Consider the following 15,969-nt stretch of genomic DNA (forward strand, 5'->3'; position numbering starts at 1 on the left):
GATGCCGCAACGCTTTACACAGATCCATGTGCGGAAACACCAGCAGGCACGCCCTGCGACCAGGCACTCCAAGGCACTAGCCGCTCTCCCCGCAAAGCACCAAGCCCCGCCCCAGAAGCCAGTGATGGCAAGGGATCTGAACCCACCCATTCGCGTAGACGTTCGAGGCTGCGCTGCTGGCGCGGCCAGTGGAAGGTGCGTCGATGCTGCAAACCAGCCAGAACCCCCACTGCCACAGGCACCAGCAAACGTCCGCAGAACAACACGTTCCAGGGGGCCGGAGCATGCACCACACAGCTCCCCGGCGTGGGCCCGGGGGTCCACAACAAGCGCAACCCCACGGCCGTGCGGTGTTCCTCGGCGAAGGTCTCCAGGGGGTCCACGCCCGGCAAGAGGTAGGCCTCCTGCTCCTGCACCAGCACCGGCCAGCCGAGCCGCTGCTGCAACCGCCGCACACGGCCATGTCCCTCCCGGTTGGTGAGCAGCACCTTGGGCGTGCGTCCTGCAGCGAGCCGTTGCAGAGCCTCCAGGCTGGCCTCGGTGAGCGGGGGGCAATCGATCAACACCGGCTCATCACCACAGTCGAGCCACCAGGACGAACCACCGAGGCAATCGCGGTTGGGCGGGAACAGCCACAGATCGGGGCGAATCTGCTGCGGCGGACGGCCGGGCTCCAGCGCGGTGGTCAGCGTCATGGGGAGATCAAAGCAACCGCACCCTCCAGTTTGCGCTGGTCACTACCTTGAGGGCAGTGCGTCCTGCGTTGCGCGGGCGGGATCCTTGGCCACGATCCACCGCGGCAGCCCCTGGCCGATGGGCAGCACGATCACGGCACGAGGCGTGAATTTCTCCCTGGCAGCTCCCGCTGCCAACCGGGTGGAACTGCTGCTGTTCCCCCATGGCGATGCAGCCCAGCCGGATCGAATCATCGACCTCGACAGCGCGCACCGCTCCGGGGACTACTGGCATGTGGAGGTGGAAGGGCTCGGTGCCGGCTGCTGCTACGGCTATCGCGTGTTCGGCCCGCTGCAGCCCGGGGGCCATGGCTTCCGGCCCGCCAAGGTGCTGCTCGACCCCTGCGCCCGGGCCATCAGCGGCTGGAACGTTTACCGGCGCGGCTCCGCCACCGGCGCATCTCCCAACACTGATGCCTGCCTGAAGGGGGTGGTCTGCGAACGGGACCGATTCGATTTCAACACCCATCCCCGACCCCAGCACCGCTGGAACCGCAGCGTGATCTATGAGCTGCATGTGGGCAGCTTCACCCGGCGTGAGGACTCCGGCCTGGAGCCCAACCTGCGGGGCACCCTGCGGGGCTTGATCCGCAAACTCCCCTATTTGCAGTCGCTGGGAATCACAGCGATCGAACTGCTGCCGATTCAGGCCTTTGATCCCCAGGATGCGCCTCCAGGTCGCGACAACGTGTGGGGCTACAGCCCCCTCAGCTGGTTCGCGCCCCACCACGAATTCATCGAAGGCCACGACCCCCTCGCCGCGCGGCAGCAGGTGCGCGAACTGGTGGCCGCCTGCCACGACGCCGGCATCGAGGTGCTGCTGGATGTGGTCTACAACCACACCACGGAGGGCAACCAGCAAGGGCCAACCCTCAGCTGGCGAGGCATTGCCGATTGCCTCTACTACCACCAGACCGCCAAGGGCGAGTACCAAGACGTGAGCGGTTGCGGCAACAGCATTGCGGCCAACAGGCCCTTGGTGCGCCAGCTGATCCTGGAATCCATGCGCTGCTGGGCGATCGAGCTGGGGATCGACGGTTTCCGTTTTGATCTGGGCATCGCCCTCAGTCGCGGGGAAAAGCTCAAACCGCTCGACCATCCACCGCTGTTTGAAGCCATCGACAGTGACCCCGAGCTCAGTGATCTGAAGCTGGTGAGTGAACCCTGGGATTGCGGCGGGCTGTATCGCCTGAGCGATTTCCCCTCCAAACGCATCGGCGCCTGGAACGGCAGGTTCCGCGATGACCTGCGCCGCTTCTGGAAGGGCGATGAGAACAGCACCTGGACGCTGGGGCAACGCCTGCGGGGCAGCCCCGACCTCAATGACGGCAAACCGCTGAAGCTCGACCGCTCAGTGAATTTCATCACCGCCCACGACGGCTTCACCCTGGCGGACCTAGTGAGCTTCAACGTCAAGCACAACCTCGCCAACGGTGAAGACAACCGGGACGGCGAAAACCACAACAGCAGCTGGAACCATGGGGTGGAAGGGCCCACCACCGATCGGGCCGTGCAAACCCTGCGCCGCCGCCAACAACGCAATTTGCTCACCAGCCTGCTGCTCAGCCGCGGGGTGCCGATGCTGCTGATGGGCGATGAAGTGGGCCGCAGCCAGGGGGGCAACAACAACACCTGGTGCCAGGACAGCCCTTTGAGCTGGATGATCTGGCGGCAGGACGACTGCGACGGCGATCTTCTCCTCTTCGTGCAACGGCTGTTGAAGCTGCGGCAGCGGTTGCCGGATCTGTTCAGCCCCGAGACGCCGATCAGCGAAACGCGACCCCGGCGTGGCAGCGAGCCCGACCAACTGTGGCGCCAGTGGCATGGGGTGGAACTGAACAAACCCGACTGGGCCAGCTGGTCTCACTGCATTGCCACAAGCCTGCAGCGGGGTGATCGCGGTGCGGTGCTGTGGGTGGGCTTCAACAGCTATTTCAAAGCAATGCACTTCGATCTGCCGCCGGCAGCCTCTCCTTGGCACCGCCTGATCGACACCGCCCTGCCGGCGGGCGACGACCTGCCGGAGACCCCAGAACCGTGGACCCCTCAAGGCGTGCCCCTGGAAAGCCGCAGCCTGGTGGTGATGGCAGCCCGGGAACTGCTCCCCAGCGAAACGAACACAGGCTCAACAACGGCCAACAACACATAGCCGTTACAAGACAGACACGGCCGCGAAACGAGACAGTGCCATCTACAAAAGCGGGCGGCGGGAATCGAACCCGCATCATCAGCTTGGAAGGCTGAGGTTTTACCACTAAACTACGCCCGCACTGGTACAAACCAACTGGTCAAAAAATGACCCGGTTGCCTCAGTACCCGTGCATTATGACCACGCGCCGCCCCCTGTCAGCCTTTTGACCCGCACCGACACGCTTCCCGGGGGCAGTCGCACCCGTTTGATGCTGGCCTACGGGCTGGGCGATGCCGGCACTGGACTGGCCGCAACCCAACTGGGGTTTTACCTCTTTCCCTTCTTCACCTGTGCCGCAGGGCTGCCCGCCTTCCTCGCCGGCTCTCTGCTGACGGTGATCAAGGTGTGGGATGCCATCAACGATCCCCTGATCGGCTGGATGAGCGACCACACCCAAAGCCGCTGGGGTCCTCGCCTGCCCTGGATGCTTGGCGCAGCCCTACCCCTGGGGATCAGCCTAGCGGCGATGTGGTGGGTGCCGGATGGGGGCATTTGGGAACGCACCACTTACTACGTGGTGATGGCGATCCTGCTGATGACTGCCTACACCAGCGTCAACCTTCCCTATGCGTCCCTCTCGACTGAGCTGACGCCTGACACGGCGATCCGCACCCGCCTGAATGCAGCCCGTTTCACAGGATCGATCATCGCAGGCCTCAGTGGCCTGGTGGTGGGAGCCGTGGTGCTGGGCAACGGCGCCGATGGCTACCTGGTAATGGGCCGGATCACCGGCACGATCGCCGCGGCCGCAACCCTGGCCTGCTGCTGGGGCCTCGCACCCTTCGCCAAAAAGGCCCAGCGCCCCAGTGGCGCCAGCGAACCACTCCTGTTGCAGCTGAAGCGAATCCGCTCCAACCCCCGCTTCCTGCTGGTGCTGGGGCTGTATCTGCTGCTCTGGTTTGGCCTACAACTGATGCAGGTGGTGGCCCTGATCTGGCTGGTGCAGGTGATTCACCTCTCCCCGGGTCTCTCCACTTGGATCCTGTTGCCCTTCCAGATCAGCGCCCTGGCGGGCCTGCAGATCTGGAGCCTGGTGTCGAACCGCCGTGGTCGCCTCGTCGCCCTGCGCTGGGGTGGAGGCCTCTGGATCGCTGCGTGCCTGTGGTCGATGGCGTTTGCCCCTCTGGCCCCCGGTGCCAGCGGATGGGCCCTCGCCTCACTGATCGCCTTGATCTCCCTGGTGGGCATCGGTGCCTCCACCGCCTATCTGATTCCCTGGTCGCTCCTGCCCGACGCCATCGATGCCGACCCGGCCCACCCGGCTGGCATGTACACCGCCTGGATGGTGCTGGGGCAGAAACTGATCATCGGCCTGAGCATGTCGGTGTTTGGCGGCCTGCTCTCCCTCACCGGATACATCTCCAGCCAGACCTGCGACGGCGCCCTCAGCTTCATCGAACAACCGGACACAGCCCTGCTTGCCATCCGCCTCTGCATGGGCTTGATTCCAGCTGGACTGGTGGCCATCGGCTTAATGGTGATGCGACGCTGGCCCGATCGAGGCGCCCACCTCCAGCATTCCTGAGCCGCTGACCCGCCGATGAGAGCCCCCCGCTGGTTACGACGCCTGGGCAGCAGCCTGCTGATCGGAGGCCAGGCCGTGTCGGCCACGGCCCGCGGCAAGATCAACACGATTGATCTGTTTGATCAACTGATGGAAGCGGGCCCAGGCAGCTTCTTGATCGTGCTGATCACCGGAGTGGCCGCCGGATCGGTGTTCAACATCCAGGTGGCCGCAGAGCTGAGTGGCATGGGTGCGGGATCCACCGTGGGCGGGGTGCTGGCCATCGGCCTGGCCCGTGAGATTGCGCCCCTGCTCACCGCCACCCTGCTCACCGGCAAGGTGGCCACCGCCTACGCCGCCCAGCTGGGCACCATGAAGGTGACCGAGCAGATCGATGCGATCACGATGCTGCGCACCGATCCGGTGGAGTACCTGGTGGTGCCCCGCCTGATCGCCATGGTGGTGATGGCACCGGTGCAATGCCTGCTGTTCTTTGCTGTGGCCATCTACAGCGGCCAGATCACCAGCACCGAGTTTTACAACATCCCTCCAGCGGTGTTCTGGAACTCAGTGCGCACCTGGCTTCAGCCGGACGACCTGCCGTTCATGCTGATCAAAGCCCTGGTGTTTGGCCTGCAGATCGCTGTTCTGGCCTGTGGCTGGGGCCTGACCACCTCCGGCGGACCCAAGGAAGTGGGCACCAGCACCACCGGATCGGTGGTGATGATCCTGGTGACCGTGGCACTGATGGACGTGCTGCTCACTCAGATCCTGTTTGGCTGATCCCTTGATGCCCGAGATGACATCCCCAAAGAAAGGCGCCGTCAGCATCAGCCCCAGCCCGCGGCTGCCGCTGCTGATCCTGGTGCTGGGCCCAGCGCTGCTGCCCTTGCCCCTCCATCCCTGGCCGACCCTGATCAACAGCCTGATCGCCCTGGCCCTGGTGGTGCAGAGCTACAGCCTGCGGTTGGAATTTGAAGAGCGGGCCCTGATCGTGTGGCGCGGCAGCCAGGAACTGCGCCGCTTCCCATACGAGGACTGGATCAGCTGGCGGTTGTTTTGGGATGGGTTCCCCACGGTGCTCTATTTCCGCGAGCGCAAAAGCCCCCATCTGATCCCGGTGCTGTTCAACGCCAGCGAGCTGCGTGAGCAATTACGCACACGAGTTGGCAATCTGGAACAGAACGCCTCCGGCACTGATCCGTCCTGACGCGCTTTATGGCTGACGAACTTCAAAGCACAGAGTCCAGCGAAGCCACCAGCAACGGCAGCAGCGCCAACGACGCCAGTGGCAATAAAGCCAGTGGCAACGACGCCAGCCCTGGGCAAGCGGCAGACACCGCTCCTGCTGAGCCAGCCGCGCCTACGCCTGACTCCGCTGTCAGCACCTCAGAGGCCAACAGCCCTCAAGCCAGCACTGGCACAAACCCTGCCAACAGCGATGACAGCCAGACCAAGGACTGGCAAACCCTGGCCACGGCTGAGCTGCTGGAACGCCGCAGCCAACTCCAACAGGAGATCGCCGAGCTAAGCCAACGCAAGCTGCAGCTGGAAACCGACCTGCGCCAGTCGTTTGCCGGGCAGTCGGATGCGATCGCACGGCGGGTGAAGGGGTTCCAGGAGTATCTCGGCGGTGCCCTCAATGACCTGGCCCAGTCGGTGGAAAGCCTGGAGCTGGTGGTGCAACCGATGGTGGTGCAACCGTCACCCCTCGATCAGCAAGCTGCAGACCCTGCCGGGGAGGCGAGCGATGCCAGCACTCCGCCAGCTGTTGCCGACACCTTCCGCCCCGATGAAGACCTGATCCGCGCCAGCCTGCAGCGGTTCCTGGAACAACCCGATTTCTACGCCGGGCCGTGGAAGCTGCGGCGCAGCCTCGACAGCAACGATGTGGGCCTGCTGGAGGACTGGTTTTTCAACCAAGGCGGGCGGGGGGCCCAGGCCAGCCGCGGCAGCCGCCCCCGCAACGTGTTGGTGAGCGCCGCCCTGATCTCGGTGATCGGCGAGCTCTACGGCGATCAGTTCCAGGCGTTGGTGCTGGCCGGGCAACCGGAACGGCTTGGGGAATGGCGCCGCGGGCTGCAGGACTGCCTCGGGCTCGGCCGGGAAGACTTCGGGCCCAACAGCGGCATCGTGCTGTTCGACCGCGCCGATGCCCTGGTGGAGCGGGCCGATCGCCTGGAAGAACGGGGCGAAGTGCCCCTGATCCTGGTGGATGCCGCCGAACGCGCCGTCGACATCCCCGTGCTTCAGTTCCCCCTCTGGCTGGCCTTTGCAGCCCAGCCGGATGAACTGCTGATCGACGAGGAGTTGCTCTGATGGGTCTCATCACCGCCCTGCTGCTTCTAGCGATCGGCTACCTGCTCGGCTCCATCCCCAGCGGCTATCTGGCAGGGCGCTGGTGCAAGGGCATCGACCTGCGCGAGCTGGGCTCCGGCTCCACCGGCGCTACCAACGTGCTGCGCCAAGTGGGCAAAGGCCCGGCCCTGGTGGTGTTTGTGATCGATGTGGCCAAGGGTGCCGCTGCCGTGCTAATGGCCGGCAGCCTCTTGCCGGGCCATGACTGGATCCAAGTGCTGGCAGGCCTGACGGCCCTGGCCGGTCACATCTGGCCGGTGTGGCTGGGATTCAAGGGTGGTAAGGCAGTGGCCACCGGCCTGGGCATGTTTCTGGGGCTGGCCTGGCCCGTGGGCCTGGCCTGTTTCGGCATCTTCCTCACCACGCTGACCCTGTTCCGGATCGTGTCGCTCTCCAGCGTGCTTGCAGCCATCAGCCTGCCCCTGCTGATGGCTGCAAGCACCGACGGCTCCGCCAAAGTGGTGGTTGCATTGGTGGCGATGGCCTTGGTGATCTGGCGCCACCGCAGCAACCTGCAGCGAATCGTGGCCGGCACCGAACCCAAGATCGGCCAGAAGCGCTGATCCTTTAAGGAGAAGCAAACGCTGAAGAGCTGAGCCGGCACTCACAAGCAGGCTAGCTAAGTCGGACTAAGCTAAAAGGAATCAGTGGAGAGCTGCTATGACCACGGTGAATGTGCATCAAGCCAAAACGCAGCTCTCGAGGCTTCTCCAGCAAGTGGAAGCCGGGGAAACGATCGTGATTGCCCGCGCTGGCAAACCTTCAGCTCAGTTGGTGCCGATCAACGCACACCCCAAAGGGATCAACCCGCCGGGAGCAATGTGTGATCAGATCAGCATTGGAGAAGATTTCGAGCGACCTCTCGACGGGTTGTTCGATGGCAGGCTTGAGCCATCCAGCCCAGAACAGCCATGAGCAGGGTGCTGCTGGACACCCACCTGCTGCTGTGGTGGCTGAAGGATGACCCGCGCCTTCCTCCCTCCCTGGTCACAGAACTGCAGACCGATCAACACGACGTTCTGATCAGCCAGGCCTCGCTCTGGGAGATGGCGATCAAGGTCAATCTTGGGCGGTTGAGCGTTGACCTCAAGGTGCTGGAGCAACGGGTTCCAGACGAAGGATTTCAGTGGCTACCGATCAGCAATGAGCACCTGCTGGAGGTGGCCCAACTGGAACCCATTGAGGGGCATCGTGACCCTTTTGATCGTTTGCTTGTGGCCCAATGCCGGGTCGAACCACTGCTGCTCTTTACCTGTGATCGAGCCTTGCAAGCCTATGGAGCCTGCGTGCGCCTGATCACCTAACCGCCAAGACCAGACCGAGCCAGCCAGCACTGCTGCGAGCATCAGCCGTCGAGGGGATCGCCAGTGCCAACGGCTCGGGGTGCTGGACCCGAAACGCCGCTGATGACAGCAGGCACTGATGGCACTGCCAAAGTGGTGGTGGCCGTGGTGGTGATGGCCCTGGTGATCTGGCGCCACCGCAGCAACCTGCAGCGGATCGTGGCCAGCACAGAACCAAAGATCGGCCAGAAAGCCTGAAGATCCACACCCTGGCAACACAGCAAGGCGCTGCTGAAGCGCCTGTTTCCTCCCTCAGTTGAGGGAGCCCAAAGCAAAGCCCTCTCCATCAACTGAGGGAGAGGGCTGGTTCTTGCGGGTCAGCGATCAGCCGATGAGCTCTGCGCAACAGGCTGCAAATGCCGCACTAGATCGTCAGCCTCCTCTTCCCATTTTGATGCGCAGCGACAAAGGTCGGGTCGCTGGTGCCTGACAGGGCCGGATTTCAAACAAGCCGGCCCTGCACAACAGTCCAACATCACGTACGCTTTCTTGTACATAAGGGGCTTCGCTATGACGTCCATCTCCGTAACCGAAGCCCGCAAACGCTTGTTCGCCTTAGTGGATGAGGTGGGTGAATCCCACGCTCCCATTGAAATCAAGGGCAAGCGCGGCAACGCCGTGCTGGTGTCGGAAGACGACTGGCGTGCAATCCAGGAAACGCTTCATCTAACGGCCATTCCAGGAATGCGAGAGACGATTGTCGAAGGCATGGCAACAGCAACCACCGAACTGAGCGAGGATCCGGGCTGGTGACTTGGCGTGTGCTGTTCACCCGCCAAGCCCAGAAAGATGCCCGCAAGCTGGCCAGCGCCTCGCCGGCATTGAAAGCCAATGCTGAGCGCTTGATCGCGTTACTCAAGGAGAATCCTTATCAACAGCCTCCCCCCTACGAAGCCTTGTTGGGAGATCTGAAAGGGGCATGTTCCCGCCGAATCAACATCCAACACCGTCTCGTGTACCAAGTGCTGGATGACGAACAGATCGTGAAGGTGCTGCGTCTCTGGAGCCATTACGACTGACGTCGCATTTCAATCGTCGTTGCCGAACCCTGGCCCACCAGGGTTGATCTAGGCAGAGCCTTCAGCAATCAATTCAGAACAACATTGGCCAAATGCCGCACTGGGATCGTCAGCCTTGGTGATCGGCCGGCCGATCACCAGCTGACTGGCACCAGCGGCAATCGCCTCAGCCGGCCCCATCACCCGGGCTTGATCACCAACAGCGGCGCCTTTGGGGCGAATGCCCGGGGTGACCAACGCGAACGGTTCGGGGTGCTGCGACCGCAATGCCGCGGCCTCCAGGGGTGAACACACACACCCACCGATGCCGGCAGTCGCCGACAGCTGCGCCAACGCCGGCACCCGTTCGGCGATGCCCTGGCCAATGGCGAGTTCCCGTTGCAATCGCTGCTCCTCCCAGCTGGTGAGCACCGTCACCGCCAACAGCGTGGGGGCGGGTTGACCCGCACCTTGAGCACCCTCCTCTGCCGCGGCCTGTGCCGCCTGGAGTGCTTCGCTGCCGGCGCAGGCATGCACCGTGATCAGTTCGGCCCCCAGCGCCGCCGCCCGCCGGCAAGCCCCGGCCATGGTGGCCGGGATGTCGTGAAACTTGAGATCAAGAAACACCCGCAATCCCTGCTCGCGCAGCTGGGCCACCACATCCGGGCCCGCCTGCACGAACAGCTCGAGGCCCACCTTCACCCAACGCAGCCCATCCACCTGACCGACAAAGACCAGCGCCTGCTCGGGCGCCATGCCATCGAGGGCCACGATAATCCGATCGGCGGGGCCTGAAGAGAGCGATGGAGCCAAGGCAAGCGGGTGAACCTGATTCCATCCTGTCGTCCCGGCAGGAGCATCTCAACCGAGGTTCAAGCTGAGGGCGACAATCTGATGCCTGTCGTTTGCTCAATGAAGCTCAGATAGTCGCGCTGCGATTCAGGCTTGCGCACGAATTCGGGGCCAACACCAGCCACCCCGGCAGCTAAGAGGCTCAAGAGGTGAAACACACGGCAGGCTTTGATGCGCTCGTGATTGAGGGGCCTGATTGATTGATAAGTCTTGAGAACCCCATCGATAATCTGTTCACAAACCTGCGACGACATGGCCGGGTCAACCTGGCGCACCAAAACCCGATAAACATTCATCGTATGCGCCAGATCGACAGCAGGATCAGCAATACAAAACCCCCAGTCCAATACGCCCGAAATGGAGCCATTGTCAACCATGACATTGCCTCCGTGATAGTCGCCATGAATCACAGCAAGAGTCTCACCATCCAGGGGCAAATGATCACGCAGCCAAGCCATCAGATCAGCAGACCAAGGGGTCGTTTGCTCAAAAAACCCCAAGACTTTGTGCTGAAAAACAGGGCTTAGAAACCGCTCATCGGGGACACCAGCGCGCCTCAGCGACTCCACGATGGGCCTCACATCCAGCCCATGCATGGCGGCCATCGACTCGCCCAAGACCTTGCCATGACGCTCTGGATCCAGCGCAAACACGATTTGACCGGGCAACAGATCCATGACGGCAAAGACACCTCCCAATACCGTTTTGTCCCCACAAACACGGTGAATCAGGGGGGTCTTGAGACCCTGCTGATTGAGCGTTCGATGCACAAGCTGGTGATGCATCAGCTCCTCCACCTCCCGCTCAGGCCGTAACACGCGCAGAACCTTTGGCTCCTCATCGATCAGCTTGTAGCGATACAGCCGGGCATCGCAGCCTCCCCTCAGCCGCATCGGCTCAAGCTCATAAGCGACTCGGTCTGACGATTCCGATTGCAGGTAGGTCAGGAAATCAGAAGCAATCTGCTGATCGGATCTGCATTCAGGGTCAAGAACTAGTGCAGGCATTGTTCTTCGCTCGGATGAACTCACCATTGCGCCAGTTCTCTCTGGGCGAATCCCCCAAAAGGGGGATCTCTAATGATTCAGCTCTAGCGCTAACGAATGTCCGACGTGTTCATACCGACATGCTCGCCTGCTCAAACGCAGGAATCAACGCAGCTGCAGCAGATCCAGCCCTGGAAACAATTGAAAGTCTCGATCAAAACTGACCAAACGCCACTGGTTGGTGATCGCCAGCGCCGCCAGGTGGGCATCCGTGCACAGGCGTGGCGATAGCTCTGCTTGACGCATCAAACCATGGAACACATCCCAGCCCTCGCTGGACGGTTGTGCATAGCTGACCCCTGGTTGTTGCACAAACTGATCAAGCAACGCTGAGGCGGCGGCAGCTGTCAACGCGGCATCACCCATCACCTTGGGCTGCATCACCAATCGCACCAGGCCCAGGGCCGTGACCGTGCAGAACAGCACCTGTTGGGATGCCTGCTCCTCCCAATACGCCACAGCACTGGAGTGGTGCTGGTGCGTGGGCGAAACCAACGCCAGCCAAACGTTGAGATCCGGCAGATCAGCGGTGGCGCTCAAGATTCCAGCAGCTCAAACAAACCTGCATTGCTGAAGGTGACGTTCTGCTGTTGCAACGGCGCTTGAAGGGTGGGCAAATCACGGGCAGAGCGGCGAGCCGGAGTGGCTGCCGGGTCAGGCGCATCAAGCCCTTGCTCCACGTAGTCATGAAGAAGTTGCTTCAGGCTCACCTGCTTCATCGCAGCCCTGGCCTTCAACCGCGCGAACAGTGGATCCGGCAAGTCGAGAGTGGTGCGCATGCCATGACGCATCTCTGATGCGCATATTAGTGCGCATCAGCAGCAAAAACATCTGATAGCAAGAGCCCTCCGTCCTCAGGCCACCAAGCGGCGGAAGGTTTTCTTGCCCAATTGCAGCACCTTGCCCTCAAGCTCCGCCGCTGAGGCGAACTCCTGGTTGGGGTCGGTGATCTTCTCCCCCTCCAGGCGCGCCGCACCACCTTTGATCTGACGGCGGGCCTCGCTGCTGCTGGCGCAGATCCCCACGGCACTGAACAGATAAAAGGCCTTGGCCGGGAAGTTCACCTCCGCCAACGACGCTTCAGGCACATCCGCTCCGGCATCACCGCTGCCTCCCACCAGGCTGGCGGCATCCGTCTGCGCTTTGGCTGCGGCGTCATTGCCATGGCGGCTGGCGGTCACCGCCAGGGCCATCGCCTTCTGCTTCTCGCGCGGATTCTCCGGCAACGTCTCCAGATCGAGATCGGTCAGCAAGGTCACGTAGTCGTCGATCGCCCCATCGCCGACCTTCTCGAGCTTGGAGTACATCGAGAGCGGATCCTCCTCGAGGCCCACCACGTTGCCGAGGCTCTTGCTCATCTTCTGAACGCCATCAAGCCCCACCAGAATCGGCAGCAACATGCCGAACTGGGTGCGCTGGCCAAAATGCCGCTGCAGGTCGCGGCCCATGGCCACGTTGAACTTCTGATCGGTGCCCCCCAGCTCCACATCGGCGTCCACCGCCACTGAGTCGTAGCCCTGCAGCAGCGGATAGAGGAATTCATGCAGCGCAATCGGCGTACCGCTGCCGTAGCGCTTGGAGAAATCATCTTTCGCCAGCATCTGGCCCACCGTGGCCGTGCCCAGCAAGCCGATCACCTGGGGCAGATCCAACCCCTCCAGCCATTCGCTGTTGCGGCGCACCTCCAGCCGGCCGGGGGTTTCAAAATCCAGCAAGGCCTGCTCTTTGGGTTGGCCCTGGCCCAACTGGCGCAGATAAGTGGTGGCATTGGATTCCACCTGTTCTTTGGTGAGCTGCACCCGGGTGGCGCTCTTGCCGGTGGGGTCACCGATGCGGGCGGTGAAGTCGCCGATGATCAGCACCGCCGTATGGCCGGCATCCTGAAAGGCCCGCAGCTTGCGGAACAGGATGCTGTGGCCGAGGTGAATATCACTGCCGGTGGGGTCAATGCCCAACTTGATGCGTAGTGGCCGGCCTTCCTTCTCAGCGGCCGCCAAACGCGCGGCCAGGGCTTGATCCGCATCCGCAGGATCCCCTGCAGGGAAAAGGTCGGCCATGCCGCGGGCCAGCCAGCTCGGCAGGGAGTGCGACAGAGACGACATGGCGGCGGGGGCGGCAAATCCAGTGCGGATCGTACGGGGCCCCCAGCCAAAGCCCTCTCAGGAGGGTGACTGATCCAGCTGGCTCTTCATGCGCTCGAGCGTCTGATTCATCTGCTCAAACATCTGCTCAGGGGTAATCCCGAACTGCCCCAGCTGGGTGCGCAGCTGCTCCACGGTGAGCTTGGCCTGGAAGTCTTCCGAGAGCTCAAAGCGCTTCATGAACACGCGGTAGCGGCCCATCAGCTCTTCCATCGTGTCGATGAACTTCTTCTTGCCCTCGCGATCGAACTTGCCGTAATCCGACCCGAGCTGCATCAGCTGCTGATAGTCGGTGAACAGCCGCTTGGCCTCCTCCTGAACAATTTCGGATTCAAAGAACGCCATCAGCTGCGCATTCAGATCGTGCTGAGTCTGACCAATTCAACCGATCCTTAACAGTGCGGATCAACGCCCCCTGGCCGTAGCCACCATGCAGGGGGCCGTCCAACCCTGTCGCACCCGTGGACTTCACCGACAAGATCCCGGTCTTGCAGGAACAGCGCCGACAAGGCCACAGCCTGCTGCGGCGCAGCCGCACCTTGCTGGGCAGCGGCGATCGGGTGCTGCTCACGGCTCTGGTGAGCTGGATGGAAGGGCTCACCCCATTGGTGGGGGCGGCCACCACCGAGGCCGAACTGCTCGGGCATATGCACAACAACACCCCTGAGCTTCTGATCTGCACCGACGTGCTCGAACAAGGCACCGGCGTCAGCCTGCTGAACCAGGCCAAGCGCCACAGGCCAGACCTCAAGGTGTTGCTGCTGGTGCAACGCCCGCTGGTGCGCATCATCCTCCAGGCGATTGATGCCGGCTGCGATGGCATCTGCGCGGCCGAGCTCAGCGGCAGCGGCTCCGTGCTAGCAGCACTCGACGCCATGGACAGCGATGGCCATTACATCGACCGCATCGCCAGCGGGGTGCTCAGCCATGGCCAGCTGCTCGGCAGCGGAGGACAGCAGAGCCCCCTCCTGGCGCCCCTCAGCCTGCGGGAAGAAGACGTGCTGCGTGGCCTCTGCAAAGGCATGACCAATCAACAGATCGCCGATGCCTTCACGGTCTCGACCGAGACGGTGAAAAGCCACGTGAGCAGCGTGCTGCGCAAATTGGCCGTGACTGATCGCACCCAGGCGGTGGTCAAGGCCTTTCGTGAAGGGTTGGTGGAGCTCCCCACGCGCCCCCCGACCTGGACACCCTGAGAGAGTGGCCCACGGCCGACCTCACCGGCGATGCAGCCCAGGCTTTCCGTACTGCTTGCCGCCCTGATGCTGGCCGCCGCTGGCGAGGGATGGGCCGAAGGCCAGCCGGATGCCGCCACCCAGCTGGTGACGAAGACCCAGGCCCACAGCATCTGCCTGATCACAACCGACACCCTGCCGCCGACCCAGGCGCGCCGCATCGCCACGCAATTTCTGGCCGACCAAGGCATCAGCCCGCGGCAACGCCAGGCCGTTCAAGGGGATCCGCGCTTCCGAAACCTGCTGCAGGCCTACATCCAAGAACGAGGTGGCTGCAGGGGGTTGGTGGAAGCACTGATGCCGTGACGCACCCCACCAACAGTCGTTAAGGTCAGCCCACCGTCTTGGAGCGCGATGGCCCGCGGGCACTGGTTGGATCCACTGGCCCGGAAAGTGCTCCAGGCCGTGGGGGAATTGCCCCCCGATCCGCCGGCACCTGCAGCGATGTCGATGCCCGCTGAGGTCGAGCCCCAACCACCGAGCTGGACCCTCGACGTGAACCGGGCCACGGCAGCCCAATGGCGACAACTGCCTGGCTGCAGCGACGCCATGGTGGATGTGCTGGTGCGTCTACAGCGCGGTGGTGTGCAGTTCAGCCAGGCCGACGACCTGTTTCAACTGCTGGATCTGCCGCCCCTGGTGGCGGAGCAATGGCGCCCCCATCTGATTTTTCATTGGTATGGCGATGCTCCACCCCTGGCCGAACCACCCCCCCTGGAGCTGAACAGCGCCAGCCCTCTGGAACTCCAACAAACCTTGCTCTGGCCGCAGGCGCGCCTCAACCGCTTGATTCAGGAGCGGATCCGCCAACCTTTCGCCAACCTGGCCGACCTGCAGGAGCGGCTCTGCCTGCCGCCGGAAGCGATCGAAGAGCTCCTGGGCAAAAAGGTGCGCTTCGGGGAACGGCGCCCGGGCCCCAGCCTGCCACCACGGCGATAGCGATGCCCCCATCCAGCCGTCAGGGCGATCTGTTCAGCGCCAGCGATGCCCAACAGGGCGCCGCACCCATGCCCCGCAGCACCCAACTGCCGGAGGCGCTGACGATCACAGCCGCCCAGCTTCAAGCCTGGCAAGCCCGCATTCATCGCCATCAACAACCCCTGCTGCACCAGCCGCAGACCCAAGGGGAACAAACGCTGCTGTTTGCCGAAGCCGATCGGGATCCACTGGCGGGCTTCGATCCCCTCGCCCTCAAGCCACTGCCCCTGAGTTTCTGGCGCTGGCCACAAAGCCCCCACCAAGGGGCTGCCATCTATGTGGTGATGGACCGACCTGAGCAGCTCGACGACCCGATCCTGCTGTATGTGGGCGAAACCATGGCGGCCGACCGCCGCTGGAAAGGGGAGCACGACTGCAAGGCCTACCTGGCGGCCTACGGGGAGGCGCTGAGCCGTGCCGGACTGGCCAGTAGCCCCAGCATCCGCTTCTGGGGAGATGTACCGGCAGCCACCCGGGAACGCCGACGGCTGGAGCAACAACTGATCCAGACCTGGCTGCCGCCGTTCAACAAAGAGACCCGCGAACGCTGGGCCACCCCCTTCAACGCCGACTGAAACAGCTGCCGGCT

Annotated in this window: 22 protein-coding genes and 1 tRNA gene; 15 read left to right on the forward strand and 8 right to left on the reverse strand. The window is 63.1% G+C overall.

The window, feature by feature from the left end; genetic code table 11:
• Positions 1–14: 14 nt before the first annotated feature.
• The gene (locus tag RS9916_RS07560) at positions 15–695 is read right to left on the reverse strand and encodes an MBL fold metallo-hydrolase (RefSeq protein WP_007098745.1); all 681 of its coding nucleotides are present in this window, start codon (positions 693–695) and stop codon (positions 15–17) included.
• 118 nt (positions 696–813) lie between these two features.
• Here RS9916_RS07560 and RS9916_RS07565 point away from each other — a divergent pair, with 118 nt between their 5' ends.
• Positions 814–2,883 carry a glycogen-debranching protein gene (locus tag RS9916_RS07565; RefSeq protein WP_198003438.1) on the forward strand — a complete coding sequence of 690 codons (2,070 nt, stop codon included), beginning with the start codon at positions 814–816 and terminating at the stop codon, positions 2,881–2,883.
• Between the two features lie 49 nt (positions 2,884–2,932).
• On the opposite strand, the gene RS9916_RS07570 is transcribed toward RS9916_RS07565, so the two are convergent.
• Positions 2,933–3,003: transfer RNA gene (locus RS9916_RS07570), tRNA-Gly, on the reverse strand.
• Between the two features lie 130 nt (positions 3,004–3,133).
• Here RS9916_RS07570 and RS9916_RS07575 point away from each other — a divergent pair.
• The 10 genes from RS9916_RS07575 (at position 3,134) to RS9916_RS07615 (ending at position 9,149) form a co-directional block, all read left to right on the forward strand.
• Positions 3,134–4,450: an MFS transporter gene (locus RS9916_RS07575; protein WP_038024347.1), complete on the forward strand. Its 1,317-nt coding sequence runs from the start codon at positions 3,134–3,136 to the stop codon at positions 4,448–4,450.
• Positions 4,451–4,465: 15 nt separating this feature from the next.
• Positions 4,466–5,212: an ABC transporter permease gene (locus RS9916_RS07580; protein ID WP_007098748.1), complete on the forward strand. Its 747-nt coding sequence runs from the start codon at positions 4,466–4,468 to the stop codon at positions 5,210–5,212.
• A gap of 16 nt (positions 5,213–5,228) precedes the next feature.
• Positions 5,229–5,639 carry a DUF3119 family protein gene (locus RS9916_RS07585; protein WP_038024349.1) on the forward strand — a complete coding sequence of 137 codons (411 nt, stop codon included), beginning with the start codon at positions 5,229–5,231 and terminating at the stop codon, positions 5,637–5,639.
• Between the two features lie 8 nt (positions 5,640–5,647).
• Positions 5,648–6,748 (forward strand): DUF3086 domain-containing protein, encoded by a 1,101-nt coding sequence (locus RS9916_RS07590; protein ID WP_007098750.1) that lies wholly within the window; start codon positions 5,648–5,650, stop codon positions 6,746–6,748.
• Positions 6,748–7,350 (forward strand): glycerol-3-phosphate 1-O-acyltransferase PlsY, encoded by a 603-nt coding sequence (gene plsY, locus RS9916_RS07595; protein ID WP_007098751.1) that lies wholly within the window; start codon positions 6,748–6,750, stop codon positions 7,348–7,350. The genes RS9916_RS07590 and plsY overlap by 1 nt, the downstream gene beginning before the upstream one ends.
• A 97-nt stretch (positions 7,351–7,447) precedes the next feature.
• Positions 7,448–7,702, forward strand: a complete 255-nt coding sequence (locus tag RS9916_RS07600; protein ID WP_007098752.1) for a type II toxin-antitoxin system Phd/YefM family antitoxin — start codon at positions 7,448–7,450, stop codon at positions 7,700–7,702.
• Complete coding sequence (locus RS9916_RS07605; RefSeq protein ID WP_007098753.1) at positions 7,699–8,091, forward strand: type II toxin-antitoxin system VapC family toxin; 393 nt, start codon at positions 7,699–7,701, stop codon at positions 8,089–8,091. Before RS9916_RS07600 ends, RS9916_RS07605 begins: the two co-directional genes overlap by 4 nt.
• A gap of 102 nt (positions 8,092–8,193) precedes the next feature.
• Positions 8,194–8,328, forward strand: a complete 135-nt coding sequence (locus tag RS9916_RS15295) for a hypothetical protein (RefSeq protein WP_255346328.1) — start codon at positions 8,194–8,196, stop codon at positions 8,326–8,328.
• 312 nt (positions 8,329–8,640) lie between these two features.
• Positions 8,641–8,883, forward strand: coding sequence for a type II toxin-antitoxin system Phd/YefM family antitoxin (locus RS9916_RS07610; RefSeq protein ID WP_007098756.1), 243 nt, complete (start codon positions 8,641–8,643; stop codon positions 8,881–8,883).
• Entirely contained in the window at positions 8,880–9,149 is a 270-nt protein-coding gene (locus RS9916_RS07615; RefSeq protein WP_007098757.1) for a Txe/YoeB family addiction module toxin, read from the forward strand. Before RS9916_RS07610 ends, RS9916_RS07615 begins: the two co-directional genes overlap by 4 nt.
• A gap of 48 nt (positions 9,150–9,197) precedes the next feature.
• Here RS9916_RS07615 and pyrF read toward each other — a convergent pair whose 3' ends face one another.
• From pyrF to RS9916_RS07645, 6 genes are all read right to left on the reverse strand, one after another.
• On the reverse strand, positions 9,198–9,941 hold the full coding sequence (pyrF, locus tag RS9916_RS07620; RefSeq protein WP_038023468.1) for an orotidine-5'-phosphate decarboxylase: 744 nt from the start codon (positions 9,939–9,941) through the stop codon (positions 9,198–9,200).
• Between the two features lie 59 nt (positions 9,942–10,000).
• Complete coding sequence (locus RS9916_RS07625; protein WP_156777508.1) at positions 10,001–11,014, reverse strand: aminoglycoside phosphotransferase family protein; 1,014 nt, start codon at positions 11,012–11,014, stop codon at positions 10,001–10,003.
• Between the two features lie 117 nt (positions 11,015–11,131).
• Entirely contained in the window at positions 11,132–11,566 is a 435-nt protein-coding gene (locus tag RS9916_RS07630) for a TA system VapC family ribonuclease toxin (RefSeq protein ID WP_007098760.1), read from the reverse strand.
• The gene (locus RS9916_RS07635; protein ID WP_038024353.1) at positions 11,563–11,805 is read right to left on the reverse strand and encodes a hypothetical protein; all 243 of its coding nucleotides are present in this window, start codon (positions 11,803–11,805) and stop codon (positions 11,563–11,565) included. Before RS9916_RS07635 ends, RS9916_RS07630 begins: the two co-directional genes overlap by 4 nt.
• Before the next feature lie 75 nt (positions 11,806–11,880).
• Complete coding sequence (gene tyrS / locus RS9916_RS07640; protein ID WP_007098762.1) at positions 11,881–13,128, reverse strand: tyrosine--tRNA ligase; 1,248 nt, start codon at positions 13,126–13,128, stop codon at positions 11,881–11,883.
• A gap of 57 nt (positions 13,129–13,185) precedes the next feature.
• Positions 13,186–13,512, reverse strand: coding sequence for a DUF1825 family protein (locus RS9916_RS07645; RefSeq protein WP_007098763.1), 327 nt, complete (start codon positions 13,510–13,512; stop codon positions 13,186–13,188).
• A 116-nt stretch (positions 13,513–13,628) separates the two neighbouring features.
• Between RS9916_RS07645 and RS9916_RS07650 the strand changes: the two genes are divergently transcribed.
• The 4 genes from RS9916_RS07650 to RS9916_RS07665 are packed head-to-tail and all read left to right on the forward strand — an operon-like array spanning position 13,629 to position 15,955.
• Positions 13,629–14,363: a response regulator transcription factor gene (locus tag RS9916_RS07650; RefSeq protein WP_007098765.1), complete on the forward strand. Its 735-nt coding sequence runs from the start codon at positions 13,629–13,631 to the stop codon at positions 14,361–14,363.
• Positions 14,364–14,393: 30 nt separating this feature from the next.
• A complete protein-coding gene (locus tag RS9916_RS07655; RefSeq protein ID WP_007098766.1) occupies positions 14,394–14,708 on the forward strand; it encodes a hypothetical protein in 315 nt (104 codons plus the stop codon).
• Positions 14,709–14,756: 48 nt separating this feature from the next.
• Positions 14,757–15,341, forward strand: a complete 585-nt coding sequence (locus tag RS9916_RS07660) for a hypothetical protein (protein ID WP_007098767.1) — start codon at positions 14,757–14,759, stop codon at positions 15,339–15,341.
• Positions 15,342–15,343: 2 nt separating this feature from the next.
• Entirely contained in the window at positions 15,344–15,955 is a 612-nt protein-coding gene (locus RS9916_RS07665) for a hypothetical protein (protein ID WP_007098768.1), read from the forward strand.
• The last annotated feature ends 14 nt before the right edge of the window (positions 15,956–15,969 follow it).

Origin of the sequence: Synechococcus sp. RS9916, from assembly GCF_000153825.1 — a bacterium.
Classification (GTDB): domain Bacteria; phylum Cyanobacteriota; class Cyanobacteriia; order PCC-6307; family Cyanobiaceae; genus Synechococcus_C.

Coding starts and splice junctions, on each gene's coding strand:
- RS9916_RS07645 (WP_007098763.1), bottom strand. CDS start 13,512: ATGGCGTTCTTTGAATCCGAAATTGTTCAGGAGGAGGCCAAGCGGCTG.
- RS9916_RS07560 (WP_007098745.1), bottom strand. CDS start 695: ATGACGCTGACCACCGCGCTGGAGCCCGGCCGTCCGCCGCAGCAGATT.
- RS9916_RS07565 (WP_198003438.1), top strand. CDS start 814: ATGGGCAGCACGATCACGGCACGAGGCGTGAATTTCTCCCTGGCAGCT.
- RS9916_RS07655 (WP_007098766.1), top strand. CDS start 14,394: ATGCAGCCCAGGCTTTCCGTACTGCTTGCCGCCCTGATGCTGGCCGCC.
- RS9916_RS07590 (WP_007098750.1), top strand. CDS start 5,648: ATGGCTGACGAACTTCAAAGCACAGAGTCCAGCGAAGCCACCAGCAAC.
- RS9916_RS07635 (WP_038024353.1), bottom strand. CDS start 11,805: ATGCGCACCACTCTCGACTTGCCGGATCCACTGTTCGCGCGGTTGAAG.
- RS9916_RS07605 (WP_007098753.1), top strand. CDS start 7,699: ATGAGCAGGGTGCTGCTGGACACCCACCTGCTGCTGTGGTGGCTGAAG.
- plsY (WP_007098751.1), top strand. CDS start 6,748: ATGGGTCTCATCACCGCCCTGCTGCTTCTAGCGATCGGCTACCTGCTC.
- RS9916_RS07585 (WP_038024349.1), top strand. CDS start 5,229: ATGACATCCCCAAAGAAAGGCGCCGTCAGCATCAGCCCCAGCCCGCGG.
- RS9916_RS07610 (WP_007098756.1), top strand. CDS start 8,641: ATGACGTCCATCTCCGTAACCGAAGCCCGCAAACGCTTGTTCGCCTTA.
- RS9916_RS07575 (WP_038024347.1), top strand. CDS start 3,134: ATGCTGGCCTACGGGCTGGGCGATGCCGGCACTGGACTGGCCGCAACC.
- RS9916_RS07660 (WP_007098767.1), top strand. CDS start 14,757: ATGGCCCGCGGGCACTGGTTGGATCCACTGGCCCGGAAAGTGCTCCAG.
- RS9916_RS07600 (WP_007098752.1), top strand. CDS start 7,448: ATGACCACGGTGAATGTGCATCAAGCCAAAACGCAGCTCTCGAGGCTT.
- RS9916_RS07665 (WP_007098768.1), top strand. CDS start 15,344: ATGCCCCCATCCAGCCGTCAGGGCGATCTGTTCAGCGCCAGCGATGCC.
- RS9916_RS15295 (WP_255346328.1), top strand. CDS start 8,194: ATGACAGCAGGCACTGATGGCACTGCCAAAGTGGTGGTGGCCGTGGTG.
- RS9916_RS07625 (WP_156777508.1), bottom strand. CDS start 11,014: ATGGTGAGTTCATCCGAGCGAAGAACAATGCCTGCACTAGTTCTTGAC.
- tyrS (WP_007098762.1), bottom strand. CDS start 13,128: ATGTCGTCTCTGTCGCACTCCCTGCCGAGCTGGCTGGCCCGCGGCATG.
- RS9916_RS07580 (WP_007098748.1), top strand. CDS start 4,466: ATGAGAGCCCCCCGCTGGTTACGACGCCTGGGCAGCAGCCTGCTGATC.